Here is a 14254-nt window from a genome sequence, read left to right as displayed (position 1 = left end):
CGTTAACCATTGTCCACCCGGCCTCGGGCAGCGGGCGTTTTTTCGCCACACTCAACCGGTTAGGATCGTATTCTGACTTGGTTTGGGGTCGGGAAGGTCAACCTCGAATTAACCTTCTCGCTTTAAGAAAGCGTTCATCCTCTTTCGCGCGCTAACGGGATTGGCGGGAGAGTCCATTTTGAACGCTCGTCGACTGGGTGGGCTCATACGTGCTGACTGGTTTCGCACGCCAATTCGTTGTGCTGTCGTCGTCCCATGCGGGAGTGAAGGCCGGATCCCGGATCGGCCTTGCTGCCGTATTGCTGCTTGCTGCCGCCGGTTCAGTCCATAACGCCGCCGCGCTGAACGAAACCAAGACGCTCTCCTTCCACCACACCCATTCCGGCGAAGACCTCACCGTCACCTTCAAGCGCGACGGCCGCTACGACGAGGCGTCGCTGAAGCAGCTCAACCACTTCCTGCGCGACTGGCGCACCCAGGACGAGACGGTCATGGACCGTCACCTCTTCGACATCCTCTGGGAAGTCTATCGCGACGTCGACGGCAAGCAGCCGATCCAGATCATCTCCTCCTACCGCTCCCCCGCCACCAACGCCATGCTCCGCCGCCGCTCCTCCGGCGTGGCGCGCTTCAGCCAGCACATGCTGGGGCATGCGATGGACTTCTACATTCCGGGCGTGCCGCTGGAGCAGATCCGCTTCGCCGGCCTGCGCCTCCAGCGTGGCGGCGTCGGCTTCTATCCGACCTCCGGCTCGCCCTTCGTGCATCTGGACACCGGCAGCATCCGGCACTGGCCGCGCATGACGCATGACCAGCTCGCCCGCGTGTTCCCGGACGGAAAGACGGTACATCTGCCGACCGACGGCACGCCGCTGAAGGGCTATGAGCTCGCCAGGACCGAGATCGAGCGGCGCGGCAATGGTGACGATTCCGGCAGCAAGCCGAACTTCTTCGCCGCCCTGTTCAGGGGCAAGCCGGCGCCGGCCGCCGCCACCAGCGACGAGGACGACGAGGGCGCACCTGCCCCGGCCGCCAAGCCTGTGGCGCCCACCGTGGTCGCCGCCGCAGCCAAGCCGGCCGATCCGGTGCCGACGCCACGCGCCAAGCCGCAGATCGCCGCCACGCTCCAGCTCGCCTCGGCCGATGCGCAGATCGTTGCGCCGCCCAAGCCGAAGCCCGCGCCCGTGGCCGACAAGCCGGCGGCCGGCAAGCCTGAAACCCCGGCCGACATCATCAATGCCCGCGGCTTCTGGGACATCCCGGCTACGCCGCAGCAGGCGACGCCGGCGCAGGTCGCCGCGTTGAAGGCCCGCCAGGCGCTTGCCGCCGCGACCGATCCGCAGCCGACCGCCAGCGTCTCCAACGCAGCCTATCAGGCGCTGGCCTATGCGCCGGCCGCCGCATCCCCGGTCGACCGCGCCAACGTCGTCGCCGCCTCCGCGCCGATCCCACGCTCCGCCCGTCCCGCCGCCGCGTCGCGCAACGTCGCTCAGGCAACCGAGATCAATACGGTGGTCGGCAAGAGCGTTGACGGCATGGTCGCAACCGCGACCCGGCTCTCCGCGGCCAAGAGCGAGAGCGTCTGGCTCAAGATCGTCATGCTGTCGCCGAGCGCCAGCCGCGCGATGTCGGTGACGCTGATGGGCGAGCTCGATATGGCCGCGATGCGCCGCTATTTCGTCAAGCCGCAGGCCGTGATCGCGATGGGCTTCACCGACGATCCGATGCAGGGCCTGTCCTGCGACAGCTTCTCGGGCGCCGCGACCGCGAAGCTCGAGACGACCTCCTTCGTCGTGCGCACGGCGGCGTTGCGCTAGCGCTTCGACATTTCGCTGCTTCCAGAATCTCCGGTGTCGTCCTGACGAAGGCCAGGACGACGACGCTATTTCCGACCCCGCCGGTCCAGATGATACCGCAGCGCCAGCGACAGGCAGATCGACAGCGGCTGCTTCGGCAGCGCGCCGGACAGGGGCAACAGCAACGCCCTCGTCTGCCGGTACTCGAACTGATCGGGAAAGCGCTCGCGGAAGGTGTCGACCAGGGTCGTCTTGCAGTTGAACAGAATGGCCGGCTGCTCGGCCCCCTTCACGCGCCCGAGCCGGATCGTGGAGCCGCTGCCGGTCTCATCGGTCAGGTAGGCGGGCTCGCCCCATTTCAGCGTCTCGGTGAGCCGGCCGACGTCGTCATGCGCCGCAGCGGTCGCGAAGATCAGTGCACGCACCTGAAGCAGCCGCTTGCCGATCGACGCCGGAAGAGCGTCGAAGGCGCGGCTCACCTCGCGCGGCAGCGGCGGCGCGGTCACGGCGGTCTCCCTCGATGGACCCACAACACCGGTGTCGTCCTGGCGAAAGCCAGGACCCGTACCGCGGAATCTATCGGTGAAGCGCGGTACCAATCCCGCACGACGATAAGGCAACTGCCGGCCTTCGCAACAACCACATCCTGTGGCTACGGGTCCCGGCTTTCGCCGGGACGACCGCACAGGCCTCAGATCATCCCCAGCGCCTGCATGTAGGTCTCGAGAATGGTCTCGGCCTCGGCGCGCTCGTTGGGGTCCTGCTTGCGCAGGCGCACGATGGTGCGTAGCGCCTTGACGTCGTAGCCATTGCCCTTGCTCTCGGCATAGACGTCGCGGATGTCGTCGGAGATCGCCTTCTTCTCTTCCTCCAGCCGCTCGATGCGCTCGATGATGGATTTGAGCTGGTCCTTGGCAAATTTCGTCGCGGGCTCGTCGTCGCGGACGGCGGCGGAGGTGGCCATCTTGGTACTCCCAATGGAACTGGCAAAACGAGGTGACGCCGGCATCCCTCACCGCGCGTGCTGGAAGACCCTTAGGGTTGGTGCCCCCCGCGTTCAAGCAAGCATCGCGCTCGTCCACAGCGCGCCCACACCTTCCTGCGGCTGCTCGAAGAAAGCTGTTGTGTGGTGCGACTCAGCCGACACGCGCCGGCGCCGTTCAGTGCCCGTGAGGATGGACCTTCTTCATCGCCTCGATCTGCTCGGGCGTGGCCGTGCCCTGGTATTTCGATTTCCAGGTCTCGTAGGGCATGCCGTAGACGGCCTCCCGGCTTTCGTCCTTGCTCAGGGCGACGCCTTGGGCGTCGGCGGCGTCCTTGAGCCAGTTGGACAGGCAGTTGCGGCAGAAGCCCGCCAGATTCATCAGGTCGATATTCTGGACGTCCGTCCGTGTCTTCAAATGATCGACCAGGCGCCGGAAGGCGGCCGCTTCGAGCTCCGTTCTGGTTTTGTCGTCGATTGCCATAGCTGAATTCCTTAAGCTCCGACCTGGCTCTGACCCCGATGGCGGTCACCGTTACGGGATCAGGTGGGGTCCTGTCACAGATTTTGCCATATCGCGGCGCAAACGGGCCAAGCCCGGCCTTGGGGCAGTTCCCCGCCTCTACGCCAAATCGTCAATGATCTGATATAGCTTCCGCGATAATGATCGCCGAATCTCCCCGCGCCCCCCTTCGCCTGCTCGCCCGGTTGGTCCCGGTGCTGGCGATTGCCGTGTTGTGTCTCTGGACCAGCCCGGCCTCCGCCGATTTCCGGCTGTGCAACAACACCTCGAGCCGGGTCGGCATTGCGCTCGGCTACAAGGACGCCGAGGGCTGGACCACCGAGGGCTGGTGGAACATCTCCTCACGCTCCTGCGAGACCCTGCTGCGGGGAACGCTGGTCGCCCGCTACTATTACATCTACGCGATCGACTATGACCGCGGCGGCGAATGGTCGGGGCAGGCCTTCATGTGCTCACGCGACAAGGAATTCACCATCCGCGGCACCGAGGATTGCTTGGCGCGCGGCTATGACCGGACCGGCTATTTCGAGGTCGATACCGGCGAGCAGCGCGCCTGGACGGTGCAGCTCACCGATGCCAACGAGCAGCCGGCACAGCCGCGCCTGCCTGGCATGCCCGGCCCGGTTGGCCCGGGTGGCGGCGTTCCGGGTTTGCCCAATGGCCCGCCCGGTGCTACGCCCCCGGGCTCGCCCGGCCTGCCACCGGCCGCAGCTCCGCCCCCGCCTGGGAATAAGCCATGAGGCGTCTTCGCCGTATCAAGATTCTCGCGACACTGGGACCTGCCTCTTCGGACCTCGCGATGATCCGCCGCCTGTTCGAGGCCGGCGCCGACCTGTTCCGCATCAACATGAGCCACACCCCGCATGACAAGATGCGGGAGCTGGTGGCGACGATCCGCAATGTCGAGAGCAGCTACGGCCGGCCGATCGGCATCCTGGTCGACCTTCAGGGACCGAAGCTCAGGCTCGGCGCCTTCGCGGAAGGCGCGGTCCAGCTCCAGAACGGCCAGACCTTCACGCTCGATTCCGACAAGACGCCGGGCGATGCCACGCGCGTCCATCTCCCGCATCCGGAGATCCTGGCCGCGCTGCGGCCCGGCCATGCGCTGCTGCTGGATGACGGCAAGGTACGGCTGATCGCGGAGGAGACCTCGAAAGAGCACGCGGTGACGCGCGTCGTGGTCGGCGGCAAGATGTCCGACCGCAAGGGCGTCAGCCTGCCCGACACCGACCTGCCGGTCTCGGCGATGACGCCGAAGGACCGCGCCGACCTCGAGGCGGCGCTGGTCACCGGCGTCGACTGGATCGCGCTGTCCTTCGTGCAGCGCGCCGACGACGTGATCGAGGCCAAGAAGATGATCCGCGGCCGCGCCGCCGTCATGGCCAAGATCGAGAAGCCGCAGGCGATCGACCGCCTCGCCGACATCATCGAGGCCTCCGACGCGCTGATGGTGGCGCGCGGCGACCTCGGCGTCGAGCTGCCGCTGGAGCGCGTGCCGAGCCTCCAGAAGCAGATGACGCGCATGGCGCGCCGTGCTGGCAAGCCGGTGGTGATCGCAACCCAGATGCTGGAATCGATGATCCAGTCGCCGGTGCCGACCCGCGCCGAGGTCTCCGACGTCGCCACCGCCGTCTATGAAGGCGCCGACGCCATCATGCTGTCGGCGGAATCGGCGGCCGGCAAATTCCCGGTCGAGGCGGTCTCGACCATGAACCGCATCGGCGAAGAGGTCGAGCGCGACCCGATTTATCGTTCCGTGCTCACCGCGCAGCGCCCCGCGCCGGAATCAACCGCGGGCGATGCCATCGCCGACGCCGCCCGCCAGATCGCCGAGACGCTCGACCTGCCGGCCCTGATCTGCTGGACCAGCTCGGGCTCGACCGCGGTGCGCGTCGCGCGCGAGCGGCCGAAGCCGCCGATCGTGGCGATCACGCCGAACATCGCGGCCGGACGCCGGCTCGCGGTGGTCTGGGGCGTGCATTGCGTGGTGGCCGAAGACGCGCGCGACCAGGACGACATGGTGAGCCGCGCCGGCCAGATCGCGTTCCGGGACGGCTTCGTCCGCGCCGGCCAGCGCGTGATCATCGTCGCCGGCGTACCGCTCGGCATCCCCGGCACCACCAACATGGTGCGCATCGCCTCGGTCGGCCCCGAGGGCGGCGCGGATATCTAGGTCCGCGGGCGCGCGACAAACAAAAAAGTCAAAAACAACCCCATGCACAGTAGCCGGCCGGTCCGGCGAACATGCTCGGATTGTTCGAAAAGGCGCGCTCGGACGACGGCCTGAGCGCGATCAGGCCCGTGCCCCGGTTGCGCCCTCGACTTAAGCCCCAACCAGCGCCTTCGTCGTCGGGAGCAGCGTCTGCTGCACCACCAGGCCGCGGGCGCGGGCGTCCATGACGCCGACGGCGCGCAGCGCGAGCAGCGTCACGGTCTGCACCGCATCGCGCATCTTGACGGGATCTTCGAGATTGTCAGGCGCGAGCGGCCCGACCAGCGCCTCATGCAGCGCACCGAGCAGCGCGGTGGCGGCAAGTGCGGTGTCCTGCGCCGGCAGGTGACCGGCGCGCACGGCCGCATCGATCCGGCCAGCGATCTCGCCGGCGATCTCGCGCCGGCTGGCCAGGCGCGAGGCGCTGACATCGACATCGACCGGCTCGGCCAGGATGCCCCAGGCCAGCCTGCGCTGCGACAGGGTATGGACCGCCACCGTGGTGACGGCGGCAGCCAGCGCGGAGGACGGCCCCGGCGCGGCATCGGCCGCCCTGCGGATCGCCGCGAGCTCGTCGCGGGAGACCTCGGCAATCAACTCGGAGATCAGCTCGGCCTTGGAGGGGAAGTAGCGGTAGACCGTGCCGGCTGCAACATTGGCCCGGACCGCGACCGGCGCAATCTGCACCGCCGCCATCCCGCCTTCCGCCGCAGCCTCCCGCGCCGCCGCCAATATCGCACTGCGCCGGGCCGCAAGGCGCTTAACCACTTGATGCGTCCGCCGATAAACCATGGCGCGCTTCCTGTCCCACACGCCTGCCGCACGCCCTGCGGCCCAACGCTTCGTCACTGCAATAGATGCAAATCGCCCCGCAAGGACTGAACAACTATTCAGGGGGGATGACAAGATGCATTTGCACGAAGCGTCATACCAAAGCGGCGAGACGGATTCGCTCAAATGCACAGAGCCGGTTGGTAAACGGCTAACCACAATTGTTACCGCGATCTTAAAGCAGCCCGGCGACTTTACCGCACTACTGCGATCCCTCCTCGGTGCAGCATGATCGACCCGGACGCCCGGACCGCCTGGCAGCTCTTCAATCTGAACTGGCTTCCTGTCGCGGCCATGGGCGCCCTGCTGGCGCTCGGCCTGCCCTTGACCGGTCTGAGCCTCGAGCCTGTTGCCTACGGCATCACACTGGCGATCGCGGCCGTCCTGGTTGCAGTCGCCTATGGCTACCGGCTCGCCAAGAGCGAGTTTGCCGATCCGAAACTGGTGTTCTCGCTGGGCACGATCGGACAGGTCATTCTCACCTGCGCCATCGTCGGACCGCTCAGCTATGTCGCGGGCAAGCTGAACTGGCCGCTCCAGGATGGCGCACTGCTGGCGATCGACCGCGCGCTCGGCCTCGATCCCGAACCGATCGCGCGCTACGTCAACGACCATCCCTGGCTCGCCGACTGCCTGGCTCGCGGCTACGGACTGATCAAATGGCCGCTGCTCGGCATCCCCGTCGTGCTGACACTGACGGCGCGCCATGTGCGGCTGCAAGTGTTCATGCTCGCGATGAGCCTTGCGCTCGCGGTCACCATCGCGATCTCCGCCGTCGTGCCGGCGATCGGCACCTATTACGGGCTACAACTGCCGGCCGCGCATTTCCCCGAGATCAACACCGCGGTCTATGCCGGGCAGTTGCGCGACATCCTGGCACTGCGCGACGGCAGCCTGCACGAGCTCCGGCTGTTCTTCCTCTCCGGCATCGTCTCGTTTCCGAGCTTTCACGCTGCATCCGCCGTGCTCTACATGTGGGCGCTGTGGCCGGTGCGCGGCATCGGCGGCATCGCGGCCGCGCTCAACCTCCTGATGATCGCGGCGACGCCGGCCATCGGTGCGCATTACCTCATCGACGTCGCCGGCGGCATCGCGGTCGCCGCTGCATCGATCTGGGTGACGACATTCTATGTTCAACGGCTCGGCCGCACGGCGCCCGTGTCTGCCGCACCTAAGCTATCGCCAGTCTGGCAGACCAGCCTCGCAGAATGACGGCGCGATCGTCGCGGTCGGAGACAAGTTGCCGTAGGGTGGGCAAAGGCGCGTAGCGCCGTGCCCACGAGCAATTTTCAATATCCCAAAGTCTCGCGGGTGGGCTCCGCCTTCGGTCTTCGAGCCATGACGGAGCTCTGCCCATCTCCGAACTGAAATCGCCGGCCAAAAGAAAAGAGCCCCGTCGAGGACGGGGCTCTCAGAATTCTCAGGTCGTCCGGCCTTACTTGAGGCTGGTCGAGATCGAGGTGAACTTGGTGTTCAGCGTGGTGCCGAGGTTGTTGACCACGGTGATGATCGCCAGCGCGATGCCGGCAGCGATCAGGCCGTATTCAATGGCGGTGGCGCCGGATTCATCCTTCACAAAGCGCGCAACGAGGTTCTTCATAGAGTGCTCCAAATGGTACACGAGGCTACAACTGATCTGGTCTTTTCGGCTTCCCAGCGCCGCCCGACCATGGAACCGAACGTAGTGGCAAAGAATTGCGCCGCAGTTAATTCGACTGCGTAAACACAGAGCGGTCTGCGTGTATTGGGCGATGGTAAACCGAAATCCAAAACAATCCGTTAAATTGTCCGGACATGAAAACGGCCCCGCCGCCGGTTTACCCGAAGTTATGACCGCCGTGGTTCAATGCCCGCCGCTCGGCCAGCCGACAAGAACAACAGGACGACGAGGCGGAATGTCCCTTTCCTTTGCCAACAGCATCGCGATGCAGAGCCGCGCGCGAGCCCTGGTGCCGCTCTGCGTCGGTGCCGGCGCCTATCTCTTCTTCCTCCATGTCGGCGACACGCTGCTTCAGGACTCCGACTCGTTCTGGCAGATCAAGATCGGGCAATGGATTCTCGATCACGGCGCCGTGCCCACCACGGACTTCTATTCCTTCACGCGAACGGGCGCGCCGTGGATCTCGACGTCGTGGCTGTCGCAAGTGCTGTTCGCCTTCTCCTATGCGCAATGGGACTGGGCAGGTCCCGTCATCCTCACCGCGATGGCGGTCGCGCTCACGGCCGCCATCTTCGTCTATCTGCTCGACGCGCAGATCGAGGCGCCGCGTGCGGTGCTGTTTGCGATGCTGGCGCTGCTGCTGTCGCTGCACCACGTGCTGGCGCGTCCGCATATTCTGGCGCTGCCCGTCATGGTGGCGTGGGTCGGCCTGCTGATGGCGGCTGCCGACCGCAGGCGCGCGCCGTCCTGGTACTGGCTGCCGCTGATGGCGCTCTGGGCGAACCTGCATGGCGGCTTCGTGCTCGGCCTGGCGCTGATCGGTCCGATCTCGCTCGAGGCCGTCGAGCACGCGGAAAAAGGGCGGCGGCTTCAGCTGTTCATGCGCTGGGTGCTGTTCGGCATCGGCGCACTGATCGCGAGCTGCTGCACGCCGTACGGCTGGAAGACGCTGCTGGGCGCGACCAACATCCTCAGCCTCGGCGAGCTGCTGTCGCTGATCTTCGAATGGATGCCGGCGAACTTCGCCACGTTCAGCTCGTTCGAAGGCGCGCTGCTCGGCCTGATCGCATTCGGCTATTATCGCGGCCTCGTGCTCTCGGCGCCGAGGATCTTCTTGATCCTGTTCCTGACCTGGAGCGCATTGACCCATGTCAGAAGCATCGAGGCATTTGCCTTCCTGGTGCCGCTGGTACTGGCGAAGCCGCTCGGCCAGATGGTTCCGCGCCCGCAGCCGGACGCCACCGGCACCGACCGCTGGCCGGCCCGCTATGTCACCGCGCTTGGCGCACTGATGATCGTGGCCGCGGGCTGGACCTCGACCTCGCTCTACATGGGGCACCACCGCTTCACCTTCACGATGACGCAGACGCCGGTTGCCGCGGTCGACCTGCTCCAGCAACGCAAGGTCCAGCGCATCTTCAACGCCTATCAGTTCGGCGGCTATCTGATCTCGCGCGACATCCCTGTCTATGTCGACGGCCGCGCCGAGCTCTATGGCGAGACATTCGTCATGGACTTCTTCAAGGCGACGGAGGGCAAGAAGCCCGAGCTGCTTCCGCGCCTGCTGGATGAGTACAAGATCGACGCGACGCTCCTGGTCGCCGATGCGCCGGGCCCGCAGATCCTCGATCAGCTCAAGGGATGGAAGCGGATCTATACGGACGACATCGCGGTGATCCATGTGCGAACCGCCGACGCACAGGCCGGTGTGGCGCCGCAAGCGGAAACATCGAGGGAAGCTTTCAAGTGAGCGTGTCCGTTCGGCGGCCGATGTCCGGTCCATCGCGCAGCTGGAGCGGGATTCCCCTGATGCTCCTGCCGGCGATCGCGATCGCAACGCTGTTCGGCTGGGGTATCCTGATCTCCACCCTCGTCCATCCCGGCTCGATCGGGCTGAACCACATCGCCCCCGGCACCGACTGGATGGTGTTTTACGGTGCCGTCAGGTCGATGCTCGCCGGCAATCTTGCGCTGGTCATCGATGGGGACGCGTTCACCGCCTATCTCAACCAGTCGTTCGCATCGTGGCTGACGGCGCCGCTAGAGTTCCGTCCCTGGTTCTATCCACCCAGCTTTCTCGTTCTGCTGCTGCCCGTCGCGCCGCTCGGTTTCGTCGGCTCCTATGTTGCATTCCAGACGGCGAGCGCAGGCTTCCTGGCCTGGGCGCTTCGCAACCGGGCCGATCAGCCGCAACTGACGCCCTACATCATCGCGGCGGTTCTGGTCTCGCCAGCCGCGTCTCTCAACCTGGCCGATGGACAATGCGCCTTTCTCGTTACCGCGCTGCTGGTCGCGGGTGTCAGGCTGCTCGGACCGCGGCCGCTCCTTGGCGGCGCAATCCTCGGGCTCCTGAGCTTCAAGCCGCAATTCTTCCTGCTCGTCCCGCTCGCGCTGGTGGGTTTGCGCCAATATCGCAGCCTGTGCGCCGCTGCATGCTCGGCATTCGCATTGGCGGTTGCGAGTGCCATGATTTTTGGCGTCGAATTGTGGCTGTGGTGGATACCGCAGGCGCTCAACAATCTGGTCAGCCCTGATGCGAAATGGCTGGCCTATGGCCGCATCTGGGGTCACAGCGTCTGGGCCTGCGCGGTGCTGCTGGGCCTGCCGGAACGGCTGGCCTCGATGCTGCAACTGGCCGCGATACTCGCGAGCGCGGCAGCGACCTTCGTTGCGTTTCGCTCCTCGCTCAGCACCGACAACAAGCTGATCGTATTGCTTGCGGCAACCGTGCTGGCGGCCCCGCATTCGGGGCCCTATGATGCGACGCTGCTGGTGGTCGCCGTCGTGCTGTGGCTTGCCGCATCGGTCGATGCTCCGCGCTTTCGCGACTGGCTGATCGGGCTCGGCATCTGGATGGTGCCGTTGCTCAGCCCAGCCGTCTATATCCCGGCGGGACGGCTGTCACCGCTCCTCACCGTCGCTCTCATTGGCCTCGTCCTCGGCGCGTTGCGCAGCCCGGCGAGATCCGGCGGGCCGGCAATCCCCGCGTCGTCGACGCAAGGAGCGTGCGGCTGAGGCGCGTTCCACCCTTGTCCCCGGACGTGCCTCACCGCGTTGGGAAGTGACGCACCCCGTCTGCCGTGCGGTAATAGCCGATGGTTGAACAGGAGAGCACGTCATGCTGCTTCGCAGTCTCGTCATCGCGCTTCTCGTCACGGTCTCGCTCAGCGCCACGCACGCGGCGCCACGATGGCTGAACCTGCCGCCGACGCCAACATTGCCCAAGGCAACGCAGAGCGGCTTCGCGCCCGTCAACGGCATCAAGGTCTGGTACGCAATGTTCGGCCGGGGTGAGCCGGTCCTGTTGCTGCATGGTGGCCTCGCCAACGGCAACTATTGGGGCCACCAGGTTCGCGCGCTGCAACGGCGCTACCAGGTCATCGTCATGGAAAGCCGCGGGCATGGGCGCAGCAGCCGCAACCAGGAGCCGTATGGCTACGATTTGATGGCTTCGGACGTGGTCGCGCTGCTCGACCATCTCAAGATCAAGAAGGCGGCGATCGTCGGCTGGAGCGACGGCGCGATCATCGGCCTCGACATCGCCATGAAGCACCCGGAGCGGGTGAGCAAGCTGTTCGCCTTCGCCGCGAACTCGGACCCGTCAGGCGTTGCGGATATCGCGACAAGCGACGTCTTCAACGCCTACATCGCCAGGGCGGGAGACGAATACAAGCGCCTCTCGCCGACCCCGACCGAGTACAAGAGCTTCGTCGCCGAGATCACCAAGATGTGGGAGAGCCAGCCGAAATGGACAGCTTCGGACCTCGCGACGATCAAGGTCCCGACATGGATCGTGGACGGCGATCACGACGAGGCGATCAAGCGCGAGAACACCGAGTTCATGGCGGCGAACATTCCGGGGGCCGGCCTGCTGATCCAGCCGGAGGTCAGCCACTTCTCGTTCCTGCAGGATCCGGAGCGGTTCAACGACGACGTGCTGCATTTTCTGGGGCGGCGGGATACGCCGAGGGCTGCGGCGAAGTAGCGGAAACTCTCGTGTCCCGGACGCGCTGCAACGCGCGAACGTTGCTGCGCAGAGCCGGGACCCAGAAGGCAACACGCTTCACTGCCGCATGGGCCCCGGCTCAGCAGCGCACCGCTAAGAAGCGCTGCGCTGCGTCCGGGGCACGAGACCGAAGTTTGACGCGCAGCTGTATCAGAATCAGCCAACAAGAAACGCGGCGTTTCCGCCGCGTTTTTCAATTCGATCTGCCGCTTCTCGATTACGCCTGCGGCTGCGGTTCCAGGCCCGGATCCGGATCGGGCCGCGGACGAGACTTGCCGGCCGGCGGCACCGCGGAGGCGCGCGGCGTAGTCGGCTCGAGCACGGACTCGCGGTTCGGCTTCTTGCCCTTGAGCAGATCGACGATCTCGTCGCCGGAGAGCGTCTCGAATTCGAGCAGGCCCTTGGCCAGCGCCTCGAGGTCGGCATGCTTCTCGGTCAGGATGCGGGTCGCTTCCTTGTAACCTTCCTCGACCAGGCGCCGAATTTCGGAGTCGATCTTCTGGACGGTCGCTTCAGAGGCGTTCTGCGTGCGCGACACCGACATGCCCAGGAAAACCTCGTCCTGGTTCTCGCCGTAGGAGACGGTGCCGAGCTCTTCCGAGAGACCCCAGCGCGTCACCATCATGCGGGCAAGGCGCGTCGCCTGCTCGATGTCGGAGGCGGCACCCGAGGTCACCTTCTCGCGGCCGAAGATCAGCTCTTCGGCGACGCGGCCACCCATCATGATGGCGAGGCGCGAGGTCATCTGCTCCAGCGACATCGACAGCTTGTCGCGCTCGGGCAGCTGCATGACCATGCCCAGCGCGCGGCCGCGCGGGATGATCGTCGCCTTGTGGATCGGATCGGTCGCGGGCACGTTCAGGCCGACGATGGCGTGGCCGCCCTCGTGATAGGCCGTCAGGAGCTTCTCTTCCTCGGTCATGACGAGCGACTTGCGCTCGGCGCCCATCATCACCTTGTCCTTGGCCTCCTCGAACTCGGCCTGCGTCACCATCCGCTTGTTGCGGCGGGCGGCGGTGAGCGCGGCTTCGTTGACGAGGTTCATCAGGTCGGCGCCGGAGAAGCCCGGGGTGCCGCGCGCGATGGTCTTGAGGTTGATATCGGGGGCCAGCGGCACCTTGCGGACGTGGACCTTGAGGATCTGCTCGCGGCCGACGACGTCGGGATTGGGCACCACGACCTGACGGTCGAAGCGGCCGGGACGCAGCAGCGCGGGATCGAGCACGTCGGGACGGTTGGTGGCGGCGATCAGGATCACGCCCTCGTTCGCCTCGAAGCCGTCCATCTCGACCAGCAGCTGGTTCAGCGTCTGCTCGCGCTCGTCATTGCCGCCGCCGAGACCGGCGCCACGGTGACGGCCGACGGCGTCGATTTCGTCGATGAAGATGATGCAGGGCGCGTTCTTCTTGGCCTGCTCGAACATGTCGCGGACGCGGCTCGCGCCGACGCCGACGAACATTTCGACGAAGTCGGAGCCGGAGATGGTGAAGAACGGCACGTTGGCTTCGCCCGCGACCGCACGCGCGATCAGGGTCTTACCGGTGCCGGGAGGGCCGACCAGCAGCACGCCGCGCGGAATGCGGCCGCCGAGGCGCTGGAATTTGCCGGGGTCGCGCAGGAACTCGACGATCTCCTGGAGGTCCTGCTTGGCTTCGTCGACGCCGGCGACGTCCTCGAAGGTGACGCGGCCATGCGCCTCGGTGAGCATCTTCGCGCGCGACTTGCCGAAGCCCATCGCCTTGCCGGCGCCGCCCTGCATCTGCCGCGACAGGAAGATCCAGACGCCGATCAGGGCGATGAAGGGCAGCCAGGAGACCAGCAGCGAGACGAACCAGGGCACGTTGTCGCCCGGCGGCTTCGCGGTGATCTGGACCTTGCTGTCATAGAGGCGCTTGACCAGCGTCGGGTCGTTCGGCGCATAGGTCTGGAAGCTGGAGCCGTTGGTGAAGGTGCCGTGGATGTCCGGCCCCTGGATCACGACGTCGCGCACATTGCCGCGGTCAACCTCGCTCAGCAGCTGGGAGAAGGCGATGTCCTGCGAAGAGGCGCGCTGACCCGGATTCTGGAAGAGCGTGAACAACGCCAACAGCAGCAAGACAATGATGACCCAGAGGGCGAAATTGCGCAGATTGGCGTTCATCGATCTTCCTTCGTGGTCGCGCGGATCGCGGCCTGAATCCTTGGGCGGTACGAGGAAATCCCCAAGGAATCCTCTCGGTTAGACGCATACAATTTAGGTGCCGC

13 protein-coding genes are annotated in these 14254 nt (G+C 65.9%); 7 read left to right on the top strand and 6 right to left on the bottom strand.

Features of this window, described 5'->3' with window-relative positions; genetic code table 11:
* Window positions 1–197 precede the first annotated feature (197 nt).
* Window positions 198–1817: a peptidoglycan L,D-endopeptidase MepK gene (locus BM118_RS18120; protein WP_092186848.1), complete on the top strand. Its 1620-nt coding sequence runs from the start codon at window positions 198–200 to the stop codon at window positions 1815–1817.
* A gap of 65 nt (window positions 1818–1882) precedes the next feature.
* Here the strand turns inward: BM118_RS18120 and BM118_RS18115 are convergent, their stop codons facing one another.
* The 3 genes from BM118_RS18115 to BM118_RS18105 form a co-directional block, all read right to left on the bottom strand.
* Window positions 1883–2302 (bottom strand): hypothetical protein, encoded by a 420-nt coding sequence (locus BM118_RS18115; protein ID WP_092186847.1) that lies wholly within the window; start codon window positions 2300–2302, stop codon window positions 1883–1885.
* A 185-nt stretch (window positions 2303–2487) separates the two neighbouring features.
* Window positions 2488–2760: a DUF2312 domain-containing protein gene (locus tag BM118_RS18110; protein WP_008546273.1), complete on the bottom strand. Its 273-nt coding sequence runs from the start codon at window positions 2758–2760 to the stop codon at window positions 2488–2490.
* 196 nt (window positions 2761–2956) lie between these two features.
* Window positions 2957–3262 carry a DUF1244 domain-containing protein gene (locus BM118_RS18105; protein WP_092186846.1) on the bottom strand — a complete coding sequence of 102 codons (306 nt, stop codon included), beginning with the start codon at window positions 3260–3262 and terminating at the stop codon, window positions 2957–2959.
* Window positions 3263–3441: 179 nt separating this feature from the next.
* On the opposite strand from BM118_RS18105, the gene BM118_RS18100 reads away from it, so the two are divergent.
* Together BM118_RS18100 and pyk are read left to right on the top strand one after the other, a co-directional pair.
* A complete protein-coding gene (locus BM118_RS18100) occupies window positions 3442–4041 on the top strand; it encodes a DUF1036 domain-containing protein (RefSeq protein ID WP_092186845.1) in 600 nt (199 codons plus the stop codon).
* The gene (gene pyk, locus BM118_RS18095; RefSeq protein WP_092186844.1) at window positions 4038–5474 is read left to right on the top strand and encodes a pyruvate kinase; all 1437 of its coding nucleotides are present in this window, start codon (window positions 4038–4040) and stop codon (window positions 5472–5474) included. Before BM118_RS18100 ends, pyk begins: the two co-directional genes overlap by 4 nt.
* A gap of 150 nt (window positions 5475–5624) precedes the next feature.
* Here the strand turns inward: pyk and BM118_RS18090 are convergent, their stop codons facing one another.
* On the bottom strand, window positions 5625–6305 hold the full coding sequence (locus BM118_RS18090; protein ID WP_008136878.1) for a TetR/AcrR family transcriptional regulator: 681 nt from the start codon (window positions 6303–6305) through the stop codon (window positions 5625–5627).
* 267 nt (window positions 6306–6572) lie between these two features.
* On the opposite strand from BM118_RS18090, the gene BM118_RS18085 reads away from it, so the two are divergent.
* Window positions 6573–7556 (top strand): phosphatase PAP2 family protein, encoded by a 984-nt coding sequence (locus BM118_RS18085; protein WP_092186843.1) that lies wholly within the window; start codon window positions 6573–6575, stop codon window positions 7554–7556.
* Between the two features lie 223 nt (window positions 7557–7779).
* On the opposite strand, the gene BM118_RS18080 is transcribed toward BM118_RS18085, so the two are convergent.
* Window positions 7780–7944 carry a Flp family type IVb pilin gene (locus BM118_RS18080; RefSeq protein ID WP_027545569.1) on the bottom strand — a complete coding sequence of 55 codons (165 nt, stop codon included), beginning with the start codon at window positions 7942–7944 and terminating at the stop codon, window positions 7780–7782.
* Between the two features lie 295 nt (window positions 7945–8239).
* Between BM118_RS18080 and BM118_RS18075 the strand changes: the two genes are divergently transcribed.
* From BM118_RS18075 to BM118_RS18065, 3 genes are all read left to right on the top strand, one after another.
* Complete coding sequence (locus tag BM118_RS18075) at window positions 8240–9754, top strand: hypothetical protein (RefSeq protein ID WP_092186842.1); 1515 nt, start codon at window positions 8240–8242, stop codon at window positions 9752–9754.
* Window positions 9751–11019 (top strand): glycosyltransferase 87 family protein, encoded by a 1269-nt coding sequence (locus tag BM118_RS18070; RefSeq protein WP_244550167.1) that lies wholly within the window; start codon window positions 9751–9753, stop codon window positions 11017–11019. Before BM118_RS18075 ends, BM118_RS18070 begins: the two co-directional genes overlap by 4 nt.
* A gap of 103 nt (window positions 11020–11122) precedes the next feature.
* Window positions 11123–11989, top strand: a complete 867-nt coding sequence (locus BM118_RS18065) for an alpha/beta fold hydrolase (RefSeq protein ID WP_092186840.1) — start codon at window positions 11123–11125, stop codon at window positions 11987–11989.
* A gap of 238 nt (window positions 11990–12227) precedes the next feature.
* Here the strand turns inward: BM118_RS18065 and ftsH are convergent, their stop codons facing one another.
* Window positions 12228–14150, bottom strand: a complete 1923-nt coding sequence (gene ftsH / locus BM118_RS18060) for an ATP-dependent zinc metalloprotease FtsH (RefSeq protein ID WP_018641582.1) — start codon at window positions 14148–14150, stop codon at window positions 12228–12230.
* Window positions 14151–14254 lie beyond the last annotated feature (104 nt).

Origin of the sequence: Bradyrhizobium sp. cf659, assembly GCF_900113725.1 — a bacterium.
Taxonomy (GTDB): Bacteria; Pseudomonadota; Alphaproteobacteria; order Rhizobiales; family Xanthobacteraceae; genus Bradyrhizobium.
Note: the sequence above shows the minus strand (reverse complement) of the source record. Positions and strands in the feature narration are given on the sequence as shown.